Origin of the sequence: Oculatella sp. LEGE 06141, from assembly GCF_015207605.1 — a bacterium.
Classification (GTDB): Bacteria; Cyanobacteriota; Cyanobacteriia; order Elainellales; family Elainellaceae; genus Oculatella.
Map to the genome: position 1 here is coordinate 269,126 of NZ_JADEWO010000002.1, position 19,193 is coordinate 288,318.

Consider the following 19,193-nt stretch of genomic DNA (forward strand, 5'->3'; position numbering starts at 1 on the left):
ATTGCCCCCTAGTTGCCTTACCTTTCCGAATGCGTTCTCCAGAAGTTCCTCAATTCTCTTCGCTGCATAGGAGAACAACGTCCTGGCAAGTACGGAACTTTTTTGAGTTTGCCAGCCAGCTTCTGGCTGATCAATCCGTGAATCCACCTTTGCCGTTGAGGTTATTCCCCACACTTCAATGTCCTCAACCTCGGTGAGATAAACCAGTACACTAGAATTCCAAAGCCATTCCAAATCGGATGGAGTTCGGTAATGTTAGGCTCGAACTGGTGGGCTGATATTGATTGCTTGAACCCCTCTACGCGACCTACTTCTTGAGTTTCATTTATGCTCATTCCGCTGACTCGCAAGAAATTTGAAGAATTGGTTCCTCTAGTCGCCACGGTTGACCAGTATCGGTATGCCTGGGGGAAGCTTTCAGACTTCCTCAGGCGGCTGCTCATTTCGGTAATGAGTATCGTTGTTGTTTTTATTGTGCGATCGCTGCTCGGTGAAGGCTTTGGCCTGTTAACGTTCATTCTGGGAGTCACCGCAGGTTTGTACTGGTTCTGGAGTCCCATTTATTTGGCGAGTCTTCGCAACTTAGAATGCCGCAAGTATCAGTACAGCGGCTTTTTCCGGGGTGAAGTGCTAGACATGTTCATCACCGAAGAGTTGATTGGTAAAGAAGAGACGGTCAACAAACTAGGCGAATTAGTGATCGTAGAGAACCGAGAGCGCCGTCTCAATCTTGAAGTGGGAGACGAAAGCGGGTTTACTACACAGCTTCAGGTGCCCCTGCAACGCGCTCATAAAGTCATTCGTCCAGGCGATATCGCTGAGATGATTGTGATGTCCAATCGGCCTGATCTCAGCCGCATTTCCAAAGTATCGGATATCTATCTCTCAGACTATAGCCTTTGGGTGTATGACTATCCCTATTTGCGTCGAGACTCTTTTATTGAAGTGAGCCGTCAGCTACAGCGTCGTCACCGCATTCGGGATTAATTTAACCCCAACCCAGCCAAGGCAGAAAAGGTCGAGTTGGGTTGCCGTGTGGAGGAGCATTATCCCAGCGAGTTTTCCTTGCCATATGCTTGCCACGCAAGGTCAACTAAACCGTTGATGATTGCGCCCGCCACTACAGCGTTGCCTTTACGCCCATCAATCCGGATGTGGGGAACCAGCAAATCTTTTAGCCGCGCCACCGCAACATCTACCCCCACAAAGCCAGCCGGGGTACCCACTATGAGTGCAGGTCTGATCTCTTCAGCTTCAATCAATTCGATTAGAGCTGTTAGGGCAGTCTGCGCTTGCCCAACCACAAAAATGCCTTCCGGATAACGCCGCGCCAGTGTTTCAATGCCCCAGGCTGCGCGAGTCTTTTCTTTTTGGGGACGGGTGAGTGCCTCCATGCTGCAATACACCGGGTTTGCAAACGTTTTTTGAATATTGGGGGTAATTCCAACCTGCACCATTGGCACATCAACAACAATGGTGCTGCGAGCCGCCAGCGCGGCAGCCCCTGCTTGCAACGCCTGGTCTGAGAACCGAATGAGGGATTTGTATTCAAAATCCGCCGTAGCATAAATTACCCGACGGACGATCTCATATTCAGAGGGTGAAAATGCGTGTTCGCCAATTTCCCGATCGATGATCCTCAAACTTTGAGCATCGCTTGTGTGCCACTCCATAGCTACCCCGAAACATTGGTTGCTGCAAACCTGTCAGACCGTCATCAGCCACTAAATGGTTGCATATTCCGGGGTAGAGGGCAAAGCGTTTGCGAAGTGTAACGTTTCACAATCGTCCGAAGTCTACGTTTCAGATGCGGAAGATGCACCCAGCACTGGAGTTAGATACGCGACCAGAACACCCAGGACAAACCCCGCAACATTGCGAACAATCGGCAGCCAATCACTTGTGCGGGAAATGACTGGACCCAGACCGAATGCAATAAATAGGATGCCCCAAAGTGGAGAAAAAATTAGCGCCCACTGCCATGCAAATATTTGTCCGGGCTGACGGGGTTGAGCCGCAAAGCCGCAGATTACCCCACCCACCAGTGACGTGATCAAGGTCAAGATCCACTGCTCTCGGGGTAAACCGGGCACAACACGACACCCTCCCTGCCGCAAGCAGGTTTGAATCGAGTCGAGGGCGTTGACGATCGAACCATCTTCACCGTTTTCTCGAACGAAGAACTGATTGCCATATCGAGTTTGTAGCTCGATCCAAAAGGTGCGAGGCAGCAAGTCGTAGAGGGCATCACCAACGCTGAAATTTAAGAGATTGCCGCCTCTGGGGTCTGCGACTAGGAGCACGCTTTTATCATCCAGTCCCCAAAAATCTTTTACAGCACGACCGGGTGTGCGATCGAACTGCGTTAATACGCGCAGCTTCCAGCCCGTTTCTGCTTCAAAATCGCCCAATTTTTGATCGAGCTGTTCCTGCTGAATCGTGGTCAGGGAGTCTGCCAGGTCAATGACAAACGTTGGTGCATCTGGAAGAAGGTCAGGATTGTTATAGGCGTAGGCTGCTGGAGCGATCGCCCAGGCCATCACAGCGAGTGCAACAGCAGCAATAGAGATTAAAAACCTGCGGGGGAGAAGTCCGAACATTGACGATTTTAAGCTCACCTTAAATGAATACTAATAAAAGGCTCTGATTACTAAGAATCGCTACGTGATTCTTTACAGTTCGTTACTTAACTCTAATACTAATCTAACCAAAGCGCAAAGTTGCAGCGGGGGGTTAACAGGAGCTTATATTTTGGTTTGTCTATGGTATTGGTTTGTGCGTTGTGGCGCTGCCCTGGCACGGTTGCAGTGAGTAGCCAGTATCGGTGGTTGAATGCGGTGGGTTCGTGAGACAAGGGCTATTCTTGCTCAGGGCGAAGCGGATTTTGTGGCAATTTGGGTGAGCCTTCGATAGGACGTTCTACCCCAAGTGGCTGATAGGGTAACTCGTCCAACCGAGCGTCAGGCGGTTCAGAATTGAGCGATCGCCCCGTGTCGTTCGGTTCGCTGTAGGCATCATAGTTGTTGTCATCGTCGCCATCGTCGTCTCGATGCGCGTAGGCCGCATCACGAATGGCATAGTCGTCTTCAAGCTGGACGGGTTCTGAACTGCCGGGAGGTAGCCGATCGAGCGATCGCCGCGCCGGAGGTGCATGGTTGAAGGTTTTCCACGCGGCTCGAATTCCGGCAAAGACGCTACGCGTTGTTGTGTTGGCCTGTCGGGCTTGCTGCCGCACACCGCTGAGGCTTTGATCAACTTGCTGCACCACTCGACCAGCACTTTGCACGCCATCGTTGACCTCGTCGGTGAGTTCAGTGATTTCCATTCCGGTCAGCCGAATGGATTCCAGCGTTGGCGGCAGCTCGCGGCTTAAGGTGTCGAACAACTTTTCAGCACTGCGAGCCGCCCGTGCGAGTTCTCGTAATGCTGGCAGGGCGGCTACAAGGACAGCAGTGAGGCTGACAGCCACCAGTAGAATGGATAGTCCTAGCCAAAATAAAGGATCAACCACAGGGTATTTTTGAAATTAAGCAGAATCACGAGCGGAAGAATGAGATTCGGCAATCCGTTCAGCCTGGCTTAGCTCCTGGCGCTCTCGTTGGCTGGCTTCTAGTCCAGCGGCGATCGCCTCCCGTAAGCGAGACAGCGTACCATCCCAATTGCGTAGAGCTGTTTCAGATAACCGATCGGCCTGTAGCTGCACGCTAGTGGAAAGGTCTTCTGCTAAGTCTGGCAGGGCATCTGCCGATTTTTTTAGGAACTGTCGCGTTTCTCGACCCGAGCGAGGAGCCACTAACAAGCCGGTAACGGTTCCTATCGCTGCTCCTAATATGATTCCTCCTAGAAACAATCCAGACGATCCGGAGCGGTTTTCTGACATCTTTCGTTCCTACCTTGCAGAAAATCTATTGTAATCGTTCCTGTAATCGTTCTGAGTGTCCGGTGAGGACTGGAAACAGATGTAGAGATACATTACAGCCTATGCAGAGATCAGCTACATCCGCTGCGGCTGGTTGTTGAATCGTTACAAGCTGTTTGGGAAAGTGGTTTGAACCTCTACTCCATTCTAGAAGCACTATACATAATCACACGCTACTCTGAGCAAACGAAGCGTGACTCGTAACTCGCTAATCGCGTTAGCGCTTTGTCCAGCCGCGTTCAAGGTTGCGGCGTGGACGAGATGGGCGGGAAAACGGAACGGGCGATCGCCACCGCCAAATCGTTTGACCGAACCGAAATAGCGCCATGATCTGCTTGAGTCGCTGCAATTGAGGCTCTAGCTGTTGATATTGTTGCTGCAATCGATAAACGCCCTTCTGCCCTTTGATGATGGCGTTTGGCGACTTTGACAGAACGGCATGGGTGCTGCGTTCGGCGGCAATTAGTTTGTTGGCGATCGCCGCTAACTTGCGCCGCACGTTGAGCATCTGCCATGCCACAAACAAACAGATGACGGCAATTAAACAATTTAAACCAATAACAATTGTGACCATTGCTGCTGAGGTGCCAAATGCTGAAGCGAAGTAAGCAAGCCTGCTTCTCTGGCTCAATCATAGCGATAGATAGAGCAGCGGTTGCGTTCTAAGTGAACCAAACTGAGAAATTGGAGACTTCTCTAAACAAACGTGCCCTTAGGAGCTGCTTGAAACGAATGAAATGTCTCCTGTAAGGGCGCAGCATTTGGCAAATAGCCCTTGATAATTAGACCCAGAGGGATTGCCCATAGCTTGCTGCCTGCAGGGTATGTTGTGCCCCTACGGGGGGCTGGCCACAAATAGATCTTTAACGCATCTTCTGAGGATGGATTAAGAGATCTGGTCGGTTGCTTTGATGACAATCTGAAGTCTGTAATCATGCCAAAGAGTGTCTTGCCCGGAGTAGTGTCTATCTAGGATGGCTACGGTTAGACTCAAGACTTGAACTGAGATGGGTCGAACGAGACGCCAGTAAAATCCCAGGTGCGAAATAGCACCACCGTTGGGACTTGCATCTAGCCGTTAATACTTCATTAGTTTGGTGTTGTAGGGAGGAAAGAATGGTTCAGTCTTCATCTGCCGGGTTGTACGTCAATTCGAGCACCGGCAATGACAATGCTGCTGGTAACCAAACTAATCCATACAAAACCATTACAAGGGCACTACAGCAAGCCACAACGGGTACAACGATTCAGCTTGGTGCCGGAACGTACGGTATTGGCACAGGAGAACGGTTTCCCATCGTTGTACCAGCAGGCGTAACCATTTTGGGGAACGAAGCAACCAAAGGAAGTGGAATTGTTATTGAAGGTAGCGGCGAATATGTGAGTCCTACGTTTGCGAGCCAAAACATAACGCTGCGGTTGGAGGATGGAGCCGTCCTGCGAGGTGTGACGGTGACCAATCGTGCCCCAAAGGGAACGGGGGTCTGGATTGAATCAACGGCTCCTACTGTTAGCAACAACACCCTGGCAAACTGTGGGCGAGAAGGAGTCTTTGCCACGGGCACTGCTAATCCTGAGATTTCCGACAACGTGTTTCAACGCAATGCGGCCAGCGGCATGTCTATTGTTCGTAATGCTAAGGGCGAGATCCGGCGCAACACCTGCCAGGGAACAGGATATGGCATTGCGATCGGTAATAATGCAGCACCGCTGGTTGTTGACAATCGAGTATTTGAGAGCCGATCTGGGATTGTTATTTCTGGAGCAGCGCGTCCGGTGTTACGAAATAACGTGCTAGAGAGCAATACCAGTAGTGGATTAGTCATTGAAGGCACAGCCTTGCCTGATATAGGTAGCCCTCAAGATCCAGGGGGCAATGTGTTTCGTAACAACGCTGAGCTTGATCTGCGAAATGCCACATCTGCCTCGTTGATTTCGGTGGGTAACCAGGTGAATCCAGTCCGGATTCAAGGCAGGGTGGAACTGGTGGCGAGCCAGGTTGTTGCTCCGCTTCCTGTTCCGGCCAATACTCCAGCACCCGCACCAATCCCCATTCCCACGCCCGCTCCGGTGCCAACCCCTGTTCCCACTCCGGCACCTGTGCCTGTTTCGGGTGAGGTGAGGCTCAGTGATATTCGGGGGCATTGGGCAGAAGCGTTTATTGCAGGGTTGGTGGAACGCAAGATTATTGCCGGATTTCCCGACGGTACATTTCAGCCAGAACTGAAGATTACCCGTGCCCAATATGCGGTTGTTTTAGCGAACGCCTTTGATTTGCCGCTGCGATACACTAACCTCAATTTCCTGGATGTGCCGACTACCTTTTGGGCGAGAGCGGCGATCGCCAAAGCGGGACAAATGGGCTTCATTGCCGGATTTCCCGATCGCACCTTTCGACCCAACCAAAACTTGACTCGCATCCAGGCCATTGTAGCGCTGGTCAATGGGTTGAACTGGACAGATGGTGATCCCAGCGTCTTGACCAACTATCGCGACCGGGCTGAGGTGCCGACCTATGCAACTGGCGCAGTGGCGATCGCTACGCAAAAGCGCATCATCGTTAACTATCCCAAACCTGACCAGCTAGAGCCATTGCTAGACATCACACGGGCTGGAGTGGCGGCGATCGTTTATCAGGCGTTGGTGGCAACCGGACGGGTGCGGGCGATCGCCTCCTCCTATGTCGTCATGCCTGACACCACCATTCCCTCCTTTACAGATGTCCAGGGACATTGGGCAGAAGCCTTCATTCGCGGCTTGACCAGCCAGGGGCTAATGAGCGGCTTTGCCGATGGGTCGTTCAAGCCCGATATTGGCATGAGCCGGGCCCAGTTTGCTGCCGTACTGGCCAGCACGTTTAACCCCGCTCCCAAACGTCCGGCCACCACCTTTAACGATGTGCCCGACCAATTTTGGGCGGCTCCTGCGATTCAACGGGTGTATCGGGGTGGGTTGCTGTCCGGGTTCAATGATGGGGCGTTTCGTCCCGACGAAAGCGTTTCCCGACTTCAGATCATCATGTCGCTAGTGAATGCGCTGCCGCCGTTGCCTGCGGCTGATCCCTCGGTTCTCAGTACCTATCAGGACGCAAACGCCATTCCTGAAAGTGTTCGTAGTGCGGTGGCCAACGCGACGGCGCAAAGGATGGTGGTCAACTATCCTCAGGTGCGGCAGTTGGCTCCTAACCGAGGCGCAACCCGCTCGGAGGTGGCTGCAATGGTGTATCAGGCATTAGTATATGCAGCGCGATCGCCTGCTATCCCCTCAGCCTATGTGGTTGACCCCAACCCAACGTCTGCTCAATCTGTTCCTGCCCCTGCCCCTGCTCCTGCCCCTGCTCCACCCACGTCAGGCCAGCCTCCAGCCAGCCCAACCCCGGCAAGCCGCTCGACTGCGGTAATTGTGATTGATCCGGGGCATGGCGGAACGGACACAGGTGCCCCTGGAATTGGCGGCGTTTTGGAAAAAGACATTATTTTCCCGATCGCGCAGGAAGTGTCTCTTGCTTTACAGCAGCAAGGGTTGCGAGTGGTTATGACGCGAGAAGACGATCGCAAGTTAACGCTGGCCGAGCGGGTACAAACGGCAGAAACCGCCAGAGCAACCCTGTTTGTGAGTATTCATGCCAACTCAGCAGGACTCGATCGCCCTCAGATCAACGGGTTAGAAACCTATCACTATCCCAACTCGACCCGTAGCGCCAATCTAGCGCGTGCCATTCATAGCAATGTTCTTCAGGCGGTAGATGTGGTCGATCGGGGTATAAGGCAGGCCAACTTTTATGTGCTGAGGTATACCTCAATGCCAGCGGCGTTAGTTGAAATTGGATTTGTGACCGGGCAACAAGATGCCGCCAATTTAGCCAAACCCGACTACCGCAGCAACATCGCTAGCGGCATTGCTAGTGGCATTGTGGCTTATGTGCAGCAGACGACTTGAGGGTGAGCCAGGGCGATCGACACAGTGATTTTTCTGCCCTGCGGTGAGACTGTCCGCGCCGCAGGTCGGAAAGATGAGAAAATACGATCTTAAGCTCGACTTAAGCTTTCAAGACGCAATAGCGGGACAGAATCCTATGGCTGAAATTCAATTTACGAGAGGCGTTACTGAAGATGTTATTCCTGATGTGCGATTGACTCGCTCCAAAGATGGGACAAACGGCACAGCGACGTTTTATTTTCAAAATCCACGCGCACTGGATAACGATCGCACCGATGAAATTACCGGAATGTATCTGATCGATGAGGAAGGCGAATTAGAAACACGGGAAGTCAAAGCTAAGTTTGTGAATGGTCAACCCGACGCATTAGAAGCTTTGTATGTGATCAAGAGCGTTGATCAGTGGGATCGCTTCATGCGATTTATGGAACGCTACTCCGAAGAAAACGGGTTGGGTTTTAACAAGGCATAGTTGTCCTGGCAGCACTGTATGACCCACCAACCGCATCCCGATCCACGCCCTGCTGCTCTCTGCTGTGCCGTGATTACGGTCAGTGATACCCGTTCTCCAGAGACCGATCGCAGCGGCCAGTTGATTCAGCAACTCCTCCAGGAGTGTGGGCATCACATTGGTGCCTATGCCCTCATCAAAGATGAGCCAACTCAGATCCAACATCAGTTAACGACTCTGTGCCAGCGATCGGATTTGGATGCGGTGATTTTAAACGGGGGCACTGGCATTGCCCCAAGAGACACCACATACGATGCGATCGAGCAATTGTTAGAAAAGGTATTGCCCGGATTTGGTGAACTGTTTCGCTGGCTCAGCTATCAAGAAATTGGCTCACGCGCCCTGGCATCACGCGCTGTTGCGGGTGTGTATCGCTCTAAGCTGGTGTTTTCTTTGCCGGGGTCAAGTAATGCGGTACGTTTAGCCCTAGAAAAGCTAATTCTGCCAGAGTTAACGCATCTGGTCGGGCAGCTTAAGCCCCCATCTGATTGAACAATGGCGATCGCGTTGTGGCACAAACAGTAGCGTCTAGCCGTTTATGTCACGCTCAAAGCCGTGCCGCATTACTGCAACTTAAGGCTGTAGTTCGGCCAACTCTAGCCAGCGTTCGGTACCCAGTTCGATCGCTTCGTTTAACTCGGCCAACCGTTCAGACAACTTTTGCACTTCGGTAAACCCAGACGGCGGATTGCTATACAACGTCTTTTCTAAAGCTTCTTTTTCGGCTTCCATTTGCGGAATTTGAGTTTCTAGCTGTTCTAGCTCACGCTTCTCCTTAAACGAAAGCTTGCGCGGTTTAGATAACGATCGCGGTTTGGGTGGCGCATCTATCACAGCAGATGAAGCCGTTCCGTTGGGCGGCTGCGGTTTTGCGGTTTCTGCGGCTTGGCTAGAGGAAGCGGCCTCTTCTCTAAAGTCCAGGTACACCGAGTAATTACCAGGATATTGGCGAATGGTGCCGCCATCTTCCAGGGCAAAAATGGCTTCTACTGTGCGATCGAGGAAGTAGCGATCGTGCGATACCACAATGACGGTGCCGTTAAACTCTTCCAAATATTCTTCTAATACGGAGAGGGTTTGCACATCCAAATCGTTGGTTGGCTCATCCAGAATCAGGACGTTAGGCGCACTCATCAACACGCGCAGCAAAAACAGCCTGCGCCGTTCGCCACCAGACAGCTTGTGAATTGGGATGTATTGCTGCCCGCCTAAAAACAGAAACCGTTCCAGCATTTGCGACGCGCTGATCAAAACCCCGTCTGCGGTTTTGACAAATTCGCCCACTTCCTTGATGTAGTCGATCACCCGCTGGTTTTCATCAAGAGCATCCAGTAACTCTTCGGAATGCTGGTCGAAATAACCAATATGAATCGTCGTACCAATTTCAACGGTGCCAGAGTCAGGCTGAACCCGCCCGGTAATCATATCCATCAACGTAGACTTACCAGCACCATTGCCGCCAATAATGCCAACCCGGTCATCCGGATTGAAGTTATAGGTAAAGTTGTTGATTAGCGTGCGCCCATCGTAGGCTTTGGTGACGTTAGTGAGTTCAATCACCTTTTTGCCAATGCGCCGTCCTGGTGTAGAAATCTCTACTTTTCCTTGGGCTTGCTTAAACTCCTGCCCCTGCATTTCGTGAACGCGCTGAATGCGTGCCTTTTGCTTGGTGCTGCGGGCTTTTGGCCCTCGCCTTAGCCATTCCAATTCACGCCGCAACACACCAGCATGTTTGCGCTGGCTGCTAAGGGCAGATTCTTCGGCCAGTGCCTTCTTTTCGAGGTAGTAGGAATAGTTGCCAGCGTAGGTGTACAGGTCGCCGCGATCGATCTCAATAATGCGATTGGTAACGCGATCGAGAAAGTAGCGATCGTGCGTAATCAGCAGCAGCGTACCGCGATAGCGGCTAAGATACTCTTGCAGCCACTCCACCGACACGGCATCCAGATGGTTGGTTGGCTCATCCATCAACAGCACATCGGGTTCTGATAGCAACGCCGTCGCTAAAGCAATGCGCTTGCGATAGCCTCCCGAAAGGTTGCCAATGCGGGCATCAAAGTCTTCAATTCCCAGCTTCGAGAGAATAATCTTGGCGTTGGTTTCCAGTTCCCATGCGCCCGTTGCCTCCATTTGCTGTGTCAACTGAGACAAACGAGACATCAACTGGTCAGCGTTTCCTTTGCCGTGCGCCAGTTTATGCGAAACATCTTCGTACTGTTGCACCAGCGCCAACTGATCGCCACTGTCAGCAAAGACTTGCTCTAAAACTGTGCGGCTTTCGTCCAGTTCTGGCTGCTGCGGCAGGTAAACGAAGGTGATGTTGGGATTGACCAACACCTGTCCACCATCGAGCGGCTCCAGACCAGCGATCATCTTTAGCAAAGTAGACTTGCCGGAACCGTTGGTGCCAATTAGCCCAACTTTGTCGCCTTCATCCAGGCTAAAGTTCGCATCCTTGAGGATTTCCTTGACACCAAAGTCTTTTTGTACCGATTGCAGCGTGAAGATACTCAAAGGTACGTGCCCAATTGCAGGTTTATCAGTAATTTAGTCTAGCGCTGGTTGGGCTAAACCTGTTGAAACGGTAACTCGTCGCTTACTATTTCAACCCTAATTTTCAGGATTGTAAATGGGAGAAGGTTATAAACGGAGGTTGAGGATGTTTAGAAGGTGCGGATTGCGTTGAACCGTCCCTTTCCTGGCTTGCCGCAAGTGCTAAGCCCTCAATGCTGAGGAACTTTGAAGGTGCGGACGTTCCTTAGCATTGGGGGGGCGGAGCGAATTCGTGCCGTGATTCCGCGATGGCCGGATGGCAACGCTAGGTTGGCACAGGTGCCTAACCCGCTTTTTGTTCGTAATAGCTGGAAATGTGTTCGTAGACTTCATCCGGGAACTGTAAGTCTTTGTAGACGTTACATGTATCTGGATCGTCAGGGGTAGGGCAAATGGCGAAGTCTTGCTGGTGTTGCCATTCTAGAATGCGATCGCGCTTGGGTGGGTTGTACTCTTTGCCCTCTACCTGCCGCACTAATGATTTGGCTTCGGCCTCGTCACAGTCAGAGTCTTTTTGCAGATAGCCGATCAGCTCATCCTCATCCATAAAATGACGGGCGATCATGGCAAATACTAGTCTGCCGTAATGCCCGATGTCCTGCCCATCATCCAGCGCATCTAACAGATGCGCCATCATATCGCTTTTTCTTAAATCTTCGACTGCCATGAGAATTAGCGCTTGTGATAAGTTTGTTTTCCTACACAGCCTTTGCGCTGATTTTGCGATGCATGCCGCAAAAGCTGTGTTCTTTCTCTTATAAAGCGGTTAATCACGAATAGCGTCTATCTTTGGAAGCTTTCTGATGGTACAAATTTACTACTTTAGAGGGGCAGCACCACTGTTAAGTGTGACCAGCGATCGCGCAAAACGCCAGCCAGCGCACGCAAACCCCATTCTTCGCTTCGCTGATGTCCAACTACCGCAACGCTCATGCCAGTCTCCTGCACCGCTGGCTCGGCTGGTGTTCTAAACTGCCCGGTGATGTACAGCTCTGCGCCTCGTTGAGCCGCTTCCCGTACCAAAGCGTCGGTCATAGCACCCACCACAGCAACGCGGGAAGGAGGTTGCTCCGACGGATTTTGAATCGATTCTAGGCCGCCAAAAATATCCGCCAGTTGCGTGTAGTAGCGGTTTCTCAAAGACATGCTGCGATCGCCCTGCTGCGGTAAAACCGTGCCAACCATGCCGATCGTTCGTCCTGCTTTTTCGCCCATTGGCTCCAGGTTTGTCAGGTTGAGCGCCACTGCCAGCCTGGGATTGAACCCCAGCGTTAATCTCTCGTCGAAGCCCAAATGGTAGGCAATGATACCCAAATCGGCAGGGAGCTGATCCAGTTGCAGCATCCAGGGACGATGTAAAAACAGAGCGTCGAGCCGTTCAGCGATCGCCCATTCGCTCAGGTTAGCCCAGGGTTCCAGCACCAATCCCAGGCGCTGAATCGGACGAGACGAAGGGCGGTAGATGCCGCCAGGCTCGTCTTTGGCAAATTGATGCTGAACAAAAAAGGCATTCAGGAAATGGGTTAGATCATCCAGATTAATCACGGAAGGCTGGATAGAGGAACGCTGCTGGAGTTGTTCTAAACCAGACTCGCTGCTGTTATTTGCCATGATCTAACCCCTTGGTTTCATCCTAAAGATTGCTTAATATGCAATGCGGGTCATGTAATGTAATGTAGACCGAAGCACTGACGAAGCCCTAAAAGAACGTTCACGGGCGACGCCATTTTGAAGGACGTAGTTTATGACTTCTAACGATTGGCAACAGCGAATCAACCCTATTTTGAGTGCTATTGCAGCGGTTCAAATGCGTACATCAGGTATCCCCTTTGAGACGTTTCAATCTAACGAAACAGTTGCAAAAGCAACACTGTATGATTTTCTAGTGATTAGTGCTGCTGCTCAAAGTGTTCCGGCTGAATTCCGTTCTCGCCACACTCAGGTGCCCTGGCAACTCATGCAGGATTTGAGAAGGGTTGTTGCCTACGACCATACAACGAATTTAGAGTTCGTTTGGCGAACGATTCAAAACGATTTTCCGGTCATTGCGGCACAGGTACAGGGGTTGCTGCAAGTTCAGTAGTGCCTCGGGCATCTCAGGCATTAGTGGCAATGGGCGATCGCCAACCTCTATCGTCTTAGCCGTAAATCTGATCCAGGCAAACCGTTTAACTATCACAACTCATGAATGTGTGGACGGTGAGGCAAGGTCTGCGGCAACAATAGAATAGTCCATTCATGGCTGACCGCAATGCCAACCGATCTGGCTGAGGGCTTTGCAGATAACTGGAGCTATCTCAAAACTGAGCTAAACTGGCTCGACCGGATGCTGATGCTGGCCGTAGCGCGGCAACGCAAGGAAACCAAGGATACCGATCGCCTGACTCATTCGCGTGCCGATCGCGCCACCAGCCCCTGGTGGAAGGGAGTCATTTCACTGGATGGGAAAATTGCCTACGACGAACACCGTCAGCCCACAGGCGAGGCGAAACATACCTATCAACAACTGCTGGATGCCAAAATTCGGGTCAGCCAGACGCAAGGGGTTTGTTTGGGGTTGCCGTCGCTACGCGATCGCCTCTGTTTGACGGTATTCGAGAAAAACTTGATTTTGATGAGTTTGGCACCGGAAATTAACCGCCGTTATGCCCGTGTATATCGCTTTTTGCAAGGGGAAGATGCGCCGCTTAAAACCGATTTGCCGACGGTTGACCTGGTTTTGCGGTTGCTGTGCCGCAACGACAGCGAATGGCGAACGGCTCGAACGGCACTAACCTCCCTGTCTTCACCGTTGATTCGGCATCGGCTGCTCACTCCTTTGCCCTGCCCCACCGATACGTTTCTCAACTATCCGCTGAAGCTAGCCGATGCGCTAATTGATTTTTTGCTGGACGAGCAACCCACAGAACTGGGTTTAGAGTCGCTGCTGCAACCAGCATCCTGTGCGCCGATCGCCCCTCAGTTTTTGGCGTTTCACACCTCCACGGTAACGTGGGCTGATCTGGTTTTGCCCACTGCGCTAACCACCCGCTTGCAGCAGTTGAGTCAGCGATCGCACCATCGGCACCAGGTGGATCAAATTTGGGGCTTTGGTTCTGCGCTTCACCCTTTGCAATCGGGAACAACGGCTCTACTGGTTGGGCCGTCGGGCACCGGAAAAAAAACGGCGGCAGCGGCGATCGCGGCGGCGCTTCAGGTTCCGTTAGCGGTGGTGGATCTGGCGCAGGTTATTCCCGCAGATTACGCTCAACTGCTGGATGAAATTGATGCTGAAGCGCCAACCGTGTTGTTGGTGAAGTCGGCGCACCTCTGGCTTGGCCGCTCTGCCGTTCTGGGCGCGGCGGAAATAAATCAGTTTTTACAAGAGCGGCGACGGATTGCCGGGTTGACGTTATTTAGTAGCCACATGCGGCAGTCGATCAAACTGGTGTGGCAGCAGCAACTCGACCCCCTGTTGCTGTTTCCCTTGCCCGATGCCGCCGATCGCCTTCGCCTCTGGCAACAAGCCTTTCCGCAACAGGTGCCCCTGGCTGCCGATATCGATTGGGCGGCATTAGCGCAGCACGGGAATTTAAGTGGGGGAGCCATCACCGCGATCGCGCGGGAAGCCGCAGTGCTGGCGATCGCAGCCAAGGAGGACACGCTACAAATGAGTCACATCGTGGAGGCGTTAGCGCAGAAAGGTCAACGGCTAAAGAGGCGATCGGTAGCATCTTCGACCACGGCAAAACGATCGGGCGATCGCAAGACGGCAAAAGCAAAGCGGTTTCAATCTTAAATGAGGCTCCAGATTTAGCCACATGTAACTAAAAATGTAACCAAAGTATCTACTTACTCCTTCAGATGGCAGATTAAGAGCAATCGCTAATTTATTTAGCAAAAATCGCCATTATTGAAGTGAGGAGAATCAATATGAAATCAGCTCTATCTGTCCCTGTTTCTACTCGAAAAAACCTGCGCTACCTTGTGCCGTTTGCGGTTGGCTTACTGAGTCTTGCCATGATTAGACCTGTCCTTGCTCAAGAACAAATGACGAGAACGCTGACCGTCACCGGAGACGGCACAGAAATGGTGCCCACCACCCTAAGCCAGGTTAGATTAGGCGTTGAAGTGCAGGGCAGAACGGCTGAAGCTGTTCAGCAAGAAGCCGCGCAGCGATCGTCTGCCGTAGTGGACCTGTTGCGATCGCGCAATGTGCAGCGGTTACAAACGACCGGAATTACGCTCAGCCCTAACTATAGCTACGACGATGGGCGGCAGCGCTTGGTGGGCTACATTGCCACCAACACCGTTAGTTTTGAAATCCCCACCGAGCGCACCGGATCGTTGCTCGATGATGCGGTTGAGGCAGGCGCAACCCGCATTGATGGCGTTAGCTTCATTGCCTCGGATGAGGCGATCGCAGGCGCTCAACGGCAAGCCCTGCGGGAAGCAACCCAGGAAGCACAGGCACAAGCCGATGCCGTGTTAGATGTTCTTGGACTTACCCGCCGCGATGTTGTAGGCATTCAAATCAACGGCTCGACTCCGCCCCCACCTCCCATGCCACTCTATCGAGCCGAAGCCCTTCAGGATGCAGCATCTACACCCGTCGTGGGCGGAGAGCAAGAGGTACGGGCTTCTGTAACCCTGCAAATCAGTTATTAAGGTCTAACCAACCTTGCGTGGGCGAGCCGTTCGTTCGCCCACGCGCTGGGAACTCTATAGTTGCTTTCGTATGTGTAATGTATGGTGAAACTGCCCACATTTCTGGTCATTGGCGTTGAAAAAGCTGGAACAACGTCGATTTATCACTATCTCAAGCAGCATCCCGAAATCTACATGAGTCCCATTAAGGAAACCAACTTCCTGGAGCGCGATTGGGAACAGGTCGATGCTGCAACCCGTGCCCGCAAAAAAGACCGAATTGATACCGTTGAAAAATACAGTCAGCTCTTTGCAGACGTAACCCACGAACGGGCGATCGGTGAAGTGTCGCCCAATTACCTGTTTCATCATGCCTCGTCCATCGATCGCATTCAGCGGTATGTGCCCAATGCCAAACTCGTCGCTATTCTGCGCCATCCTGCCGAACGGGCTTATTCAGATTATTTGATGCATCTGCGAGATGGCATTCGTCCAGAGGTGAGCTTAACCGAGCAGCTTAAAACGCGATCGAACAGCTCATTCACCCTCAGAAAGGGCTTTTACTATCATCCCCTAACCCAATTCATCGACCGGTTTGGGCGCGATCGCCTCCATGTCATTCTCTATGATGACTTCTGCCACAGTCCCGCAACGGTGATGCAAGATCTCTATCGCTTTCTGGGGGTAGACGCTACTTTCTTACCTGATATGTCACAGCGATCGCAGGTGGCAAAGGTACCCAAATCTCAGACGGTTAACCTGCTGTTACGCAACCAAAATCCGGTGCGATCGCTAGTTGCGGCGGGTTTAAAAACCGTCCTACCTCTACCGCTTAGACAACACATTCGCTCAACCTTGATTAACTGGAATAGCGCCAGCAAAGACCAGGCTCCCTTTCCGGCTGAAGAACGGCAACAGTTGATTGAGCTATATCGTGATGATATTTTGAGCTTGCAAGACCTGCTCCAGCGCGATCTTTCTACCTGGTTAACGTAAGCCACCAACCCGAGATCGCAGGGATAGTATGGAGATATCAAGCGTCAATCTTTGCATATTCACTGGCGTTTACTCCATAACCCATCCGGATCATTGACCATGAATACCTCCAAGTGGCTAGGAATAACCCTGGCGGCAACGTTAGGGCTTGGGGCAGTAGCCAGCCGCTATTCTGCCCAAGCCGTTGAACTGTCCGATGGTCGAGTGTACTTCGAACAACCTCCCAGCCTGGTTGAGGCAACCTCTACCCGAAATGTGGTTGCGGCCTCTGGTGGAATGTACTACTTTACGATTAACGTTCCCGAAAACTCTGGAGAACCCCTACAGCGTGTTGCGTTTGCTCAACGAGACGGTGACTCTGCCACGCGACGTGTACGGTTTGACCTGGAAGATAGCCGCGCTTTTGTTGGCACACGGGGCAGCCGGGGGGAAGCGATCGCCATCAGCAACGTCACCTTTGATGATGAAACGCGAACGGTATCCGTCAATTTTGCCCAACCCGTTGCACCAGGTACAACAGTCACCGTTGGGCTTGAACCGGTGCGAAATCCCCGTTTAGGCGGTGTTTACCTGTTTGGTGTAACCGCCTATCCTCGGGGTGACTCGGCCTATGGGCAATTTTTAGGCTATGGGCGCTTCCAGTTCTATGAGCGGGGCGGCGACCTGTTCCCATCCATCTTCAGACGCGAACGGTACAGACACAGCAATTGGTAAGGCGGGCAATTGGTAAGGCGGGCATTTGTAAGGCGGGTAACAGAGGTAGCCGATAACTGATAGCTGAATTCTCTGTATACATTCCCTTGAAATCGACTACCCACCTGTTGCTATTGGCTGCACCCTAGGCGATCGCCCCACCACAGGAGCTTCCTGCCCCAGCGGTGCAGCCAAAACAGTGGCGATCGGTAACGATTCGACGCTGCGCTAACTGCTGAAGGTCAAAGTCTTTGATGTGGGGGCGGGTGCCATCGGCAGATTGGGTTTCTAAATCCAACATCTGGTTAAAGTCACAGTCAAAGATGCGCCCATCCCAGGAGATGGAGAGCGTGTTGCGACACATCACACCGTTGACGGTGGCTGGATTGAAGGCGTTCACTAACCGCTCCATGTACTGCTGCACATTGCCAGACTGTTCTAGCCATTCCAGATAGCGAGAAATCGGCATGTTGTTGAGGGCAATGAGGCGATCGAAGCTCACTCCATGATTTTTTTGTAAGCCCATCCGCCATTCTTGCTCCATTTTGGACTGGCTGCTGGCTAGAAATGCCCCCGCCGGATTGGACACCAGCATTAACCGCCGCTTTGGATTGCCCTGCCCATATCCTGCGGCATTCAGCCGCTGCATGGCTGTAATGGACTGCTCAAATGTGCCCTGCCCCCGCTGTGCATCCGTGTTGAACTTGCGATAGTGCGGCAGGGAGCAAACTACCTCAACCCCTCGTTCTGCTAACCATTCGGGCAGGTCTTGCATTCGCGGAAGTAACAGTACCGTGAGATTGCAGCGATCGATCACCTGTTTTCCCCGTGCCACACACTGTTCCACCAAATAGCGGAAGTGGGGGTTTAGCTCAGGCGCACCGCCTGTAATATCTACCGTGTGGGCATCGGTTTGATCAAGGGCATGGAGGCACGCATCAATCGTGGCGCGATCCATGTTTTCTTGAGTGCGATCAGGCCCTGCATCCACATGGCAATGGCGACAGGTCATGTTGCATAACTTGCCCACGTTAATTTGAAAGAATTCCAGTGCGGCTGGCCGCAAATCCCATCCGTGGTGAGCCAGTGTTGCGTCGAAATTGCCCTGGTGCGGCGTATGCGACAAATCTAATGCGTGCAGTGTCTCAAGCTGATAGGCCGGAGAAGCCAGGGGCGATCGCCGCCGATGCAGCGAGGTGGTGGCGGTTGGCTTCCTGTCTGGACGGTTAACGTCTAGATGGTCGCTGGCACTTGAATTAGCCGGATTTTTTACTTCAAACATAAACAATTCTCTTGCGGCAAACAGTAGACGAGATGGTTAAGAAGATGTCGTCACCTGGCAATAGCAAAACGGCCACATTGGACAACCACAGTTTGCGAATCGTCGCGCCCGTACCGTTGAGCGTGATTCAGTACGAATCGACTACATCGCTAGCTGTTTCACGTGATCTAACATTTGCATCCCATGCACCAGAGAGGCACCGCCGCGAATAGCCGTGGCAACATGGATCGCTTCGGTCATCTGTTCCAGGTCAGACCCTTGCTGAAGGCATTCCTTGCTATACGCTTCGATGCAGTAAGGGCACTGCACTGTGTGGGATACCGCCAGCGCAATCAAAGCCTTTTCTCGGGCAGACAGGGCACCTTCAGCAAAAACGGCACCGTAGTAAGCAAAAAACTTTTCTGCCAGTTCTGGATTGCCTTCACCCACTTGACCAAAGTGAGCGAGATGGTCAGGTTTATAGTATTGATCCATGTTGATATTGTCAGCGTTGGGGGCGGGTTGAGTTTGGTTGGGCGGTAAAGCGCCACTTTTATTAGGTTAACGTCCTTACCGACCTCTGGCGCAGAGTAGCGCGATCGCCCCTACAACGTGATTGAAGTTGGGCAGATGGGTACCTTAAGGTCGTGAGATTTAGCCAGCAGATCACCCGTTTAAGGAGGTCTGCAACGTAG

At 52.2% G+C, this 19,193-nt stretch carries 19 protein-coding genes; 9 read left to right on the forward strand and 10 right to left on the reverse strand.

Features of this window, described 5'->3' with window-relative positions; all coding sequences use genetic code 11:
• Positions 1-327 precede the first annotated feature (327 nt).
• Positions 328-987 (forward strand): phosphate ABC transporter permease, encoded by a 660-nt coding sequence (locus IQ268_RS02835; protein ID WP_193875338.1) that lies wholly within the window; start codon positions 328-330, stop codon positions 985-987.
• A gap of 59 nt (positions 988-1,046) precedes the next feature.
• Here the strand turns inward: IQ268_RS02835 and IQ268_RS02840 are convergent, their stop codons facing one another.
• The 5 genes from IQ268_RS02840 to IQ268_RS02860 all read right to left on the reverse strand — a co-directional run bounded on the left by IQ268_RS02840 (position 1,047) and on the right by IQ268_RS02860 (position 4,493).
• Positions 1,047-1,673, reverse strand: a complete 627-nt coding sequence (locus tag IQ268_RS02840) for a precorrin-8X methylmutase (RefSeq protein WP_193875340.1) — start codon at positions 1,671-1,673, stop codon at positions 1,047-1,049.
• 123 nt (positions 1,674-1,796) lie between these two features.
• Entirely contained in the window at positions 1,797-2,600 is an 804-nt protein-coding gene (locus IQ268_RS02845; RefSeq protein WP_193875342.1) for a TPM domain-containing protein, read from the reverse strand.
• A 257-nt stretch (positions 2,601-2,857) separates the two neighbouring features.
• Positions 2,858-3,511 (reverse strand): DUF948 domain-containing protein, encoded by a 654-nt coding sequence (locus IQ268_RS32035; RefSeq protein ID WP_339383405.1) that lies wholly within the window; start codon positions 3,509-3,511, stop codon positions 2,858-2,860.
• Positions 3,512-3,526: 15 nt separating this feature from the next.
• Positions 3,527-3,880: a YtxH domain-containing protein gene (locus IQ268_RS02855; RefSeq protein WP_193875344.1), complete on the reverse strand. Its 354-nt coding sequence runs from the start codon at positions 3,878-3,880 to the stop codon at positions 3,527-3,529.
• Between the two features lie 256 nt (positions 3,881-4,136).
• Positions 4,137-4,493 carry a hypothetical protein gene (locus IQ268_RS02860; RefSeq protein ID WP_193875346.1) on the reverse strand — a complete coding sequence of 119 codons (357 nt, stop codon included), beginning with the start codon at positions 4,491-4,493 and terminating at the stop codon, positions 4,137-4,139.
• Positions 4,494-5,035: 542 nt separating this feature from the next.
• Here IQ268_RS02860 and IQ268_RS02865 point away from each other — a divergent pair.
• The 3 genes from IQ268_RS02865 to IQ268_RS02875 all read left to right on the forward strand — a co-directional run bounded on the left by IQ268_RS02865 (position 5,036) and on the right by IQ268_RS02875 (position 8,861).
• On the forward strand, positions 5,036-7,858 hold the full coding sequence (locus tag IQ268_RS02865) for an N-acetylmuramoyl-L-alanine amidase (protein WP_193875348.1): 2,823 nt from the start codon (positions 5,036-5,038) through the stop codon (positions 7,856-7,858).
• Between the two features lie 136 nt (positions 7,859-7,994).
• Complete coding sequence (psb28, locus tag IQ268_RS02870; RefSeq protein WP_193875350.1) at positions 7,995-8,330, forward strand: photosystem II reaction center protein Psb28; 336 nt, start codon at positions 7,995-7,997, stop codon at positions 8,328-8,330.
• 18 nt (positions 8,331-8,348) lie between these two features.
• Positions 8,349-8,861, forward strand: a complete 513-nt coding sequence (locus IQ268_RS02875; RefSeq protein WP_193875351.1) for a molybdenum cofactor biosynthesis protein B — start codon at positions 8,349-8,351, stop codon at positions 8,859-8,861.
• Between the two features lie 81 nt (positions 8,862-8,942).
• Here IQ268_RS02875 and IQ268_RS02880 read toward each other — a convergent pair whose 3' ends face one another.
• From IQ268_RS02880 to IQ268_RS02890, 3 genes are all read right to left on the reverse strand, one after another.
• Positions 8,943-10,883 carry an ABC-F family ATP-binding cassette domain-containing protein gene (locus tag IQ268_RS02880; RefSeq protein ID WP_193875353.1) on the reverse strand — a complete coding sequence of 647 codons (1,941 nt, stop codon included), beginning with the start codon at positions 10,881-10,883 and terminating at the stop codon, positions 8,943-8,945.
• A 322-nt stretch (positions 10,884-11,205) separates the two neighbouring features.
• Positions 11,206-11,589, reverse strand: coding sequence for a hypothetical protein (locus IQ268_RS02885; RefSeq protein WP_193875355.1), 384 nt, complete (start codon positions 11,587-11,589; stop codon positions 11,206-11,208).
• Between the two features lie 155 nt (positions 11,590-11,744).
• Positions 11,745-12,533, reverse strand: a complete 789-nt coding sequence (locus IQ268_RS02890) for a Nif3-like dinuclear metal center hexameric protein (protein ID WP_193875357.1) — start codon at positions 12,531-12,533, stop codon at positions 11,745-11,747.
• 133 nt (positions 12,534-12,666) lie between these two features.
• Here IQ268_RS02890 and IQ268_RS02895 point away from each other — a divergent pair, with 133 nt between their 5' ends.
• From IQ268_RS02895 to IQ268_RS02915, 5 genes are all read left to right on the forward strand, one after another.
• Complete coding sequence (locus IQ268_RS02895; protein WP_193875359.1) at positions 12,667-13,005, forward strand: DUF86 domain-containing protein; 339 nt, start codon at positions 12,667-12,669, stop codon at positions 13,003-13,005.
• Between the two features lie 168 nt (positions 13,006-13,173).
• Positions 13,174-14,700 (forward strand): AAA family ATPase, encoded by a 1,527-nt coding sequence (locus IQ268_RS02900; RefSeq protein ID WP_193875360.1) that lies wholly within the window; start codon positions 13,174-13,176, stop codon positions 14,698-14,700.
• A gap of 134 nt (positions 14,701-14,834) precedes the next feature.
• On the forward strand, positions 14,835-15,569 hold the full coding sequence (locus tag IQ268_RS02905) for an SIMPL domain-containing protein (protein ID WP_193875363.1): 735 nt from the start codon (positions 14,835-14,837) through the stop codon (positions 15,567-15,569).
• Between the two features lie 81 nt (positions 15,570-15,650).
• Positions 15,651-16,544 (forward strand): sulfotransferase, encoded by an 894-nt coding sequence (locus tag IQ268_RS02910; RefSeq protein WP_228035016.1) that lies wholly within the window; start codon positions 15,651-15,653, stop codon positions 16,542-16,544.
• Between the two features lie 99 nt (positions 16,545-16,643).
• Positions 16,644-17,258 carry a DUF2808 domain-containing protein gene (locus IQ268_RS02915; protein WP_193875365.1) on the forward strand — a complete coding sequence of 205 codons (615 nt, stop codon included), beginning with the start codon at positions 16,644-16,646 and terminating at the stop codon, positions 17,256-17,258.
• A 124-nt stretch (positions 17,259-17,382) separates the two neighbouring features.
• Here IQ268_RS02915 and arsS read toward each other — a convergent pair whose 3' ends face one another.
• Positions 17,383-18,519 (reverse strand): arsenosugar biosynthesis radical SAM (seleno)protein ArsS, encoded by a 1,137-nt coding sequence (arsS, locus tag IQ268_RS02920; protein WP_193875367.1) that lies wholly within the window; start codon positions 18,517-18,519, stop codon positions 17,383-17,385.
• A 141-nt stretch (positions 18,520-18,660) separates the two neighbouring features.
• On the reverse strand, positions 18,661-18,993 hold the full coding sequence (locus IQ268_RS02925) for an arsenosugar biosynthesis-associated peroxidase-like protein (RefSeq protein ID WP_193875369.1): 333 nt from the start codon (positions 18,991-18,993) through the stop codon (positions 18,661-18,663).
• Positions 18,994-19,193 lie beyond the last annotated feature (200 nt).

What these genes read in the sequence shown, in the direction of transcription:
- IQ268_RS02895 (WP_193875359.1), top strand. Translation starts at nt 12,667, where the DNA reads ATGACTTCTAACGATTGGCAACAGCGAATCAACCCTATTTTGAGTGCT.
- IQ268_RS02865 (WP_193875348.1), top strand. Translation starts at nt 5,036, where the DNA reads ATGGTTCAGTCTTCATCTGCCGGGTTGTACGTCAATTCGAGCACCGGC.
- IQ268_RS02860 (WP_193875346.1), bottom strand. Translation starts at nt 4,493, where the DNA reads ATGGTCACAATTGTTATTGGTTTAAATTGTTTAATTGCCGTCATCTGT.
- IQ268_RS02925 (WP_193875369.1), bottom strand. Translation starts at nt 18,993, where the DNA reads ATGGATCAATACTATAAACCTGACCATCTCGCTCACTTTGGTCAAGTG.
- IQ268_RS02885 (WP_193875355.1), bottom strand. Translation starts at nt 11,589, where the DNA reads ATGGCAGTCGAAGATTTAAGAAAAAGCGATATGATGGCGCATCTGTTA.
- IQ268_RS02855 (WP_193875344.1), bottom strand. Translation starts at nt 3,880, where the DNA reads ATGTCAGAAAACCGCTCCGGATCGTCTGGATTGTTTCTAGGAGGAATC.
- IQ268_RS02845 (WP_193875342.1), bottom strand. Translation starts at nt 2,600, where the DNA reads ATGTTCGGACTTCTCCCCCGCAGGTTTTTAATCTCTATTGCTGCTGTT.
- IQ268_RS02875 (WP_193875351.1), top strand. Translation starts at nt 8,349, where the DNA reads ATGACCCACCAACCGCATCCCGATCCACGCCCTGCTGCTCTCTGCTGT.
- IQ268_RS02890 (WP_193875357.1), bottom strand. Translation starts at nt 12,533, where the DNA reads ATGGCAAATAACAGCAGCGAGTCTGGTTTAGAACAACTCCAGCAGCGT.
- IQ268_RS02915 (WP_193875365.1), top strand. Translation starts at nt 16,644, where the DNA reads ATGAATACCTCCAAGTGGCTAGGAATAACCCTGGCGGCAACGTTAGGG.
- IQ268_RS02900 (WP_193875360.1), top strand. Translation starts at nt 13,174, where the DNA reads ATGCCAACCGATCTGGCTGAGGGCTTTGCAGATAACTGGAGCTATCTC.
- psb28 (WP_193875350.1), top strand. Translation starts at nt 7,995, where the DNA reads ATGGCTGAAATTCAATTTACGAGAGGCGTTACTGAAGATGTTATTCCT.
- arsS (WP_193875367.1), bottom strand. Translation starts at nt 18,519, where the DNA reads ATGTTTGAAGTAAAAAATCCGGCTAATTCAAGTGCCAGCGACCATCTA.
- IQ268_RS02840 (WP_193875340.1), bottom strand. Translation starts at nt 1,673, where the DNA reads ATGGAGTGGCACACAAGCGATGCTCAAAGTTTGAGGATCATCGATCGG.
- IQ268_RS02835 (WP_193875338.1), top strand. Translation starts at nt 328, where the DNA reads ATGCTCATTCCGCTGACTCGCAAGAAATTTGAAGAATTGGTTCCTCTA.
- IQ268_RS02905 (WP_193875363.1), top strand. Translation starts at nt 14,835, where the DNA reads ATGAAATCAGCTCTATCTGTCCCTGTTTCTACTCGAAAAAACCTGCGC.
- IQ268_RS02910 (WP_228035016.1), top strand. Translation starts at nt 15,651, where the DNA reads ATGGTGAAACTGCCCACATTTCTGGTCATTGGCGTTGAAAAAGCTGGA.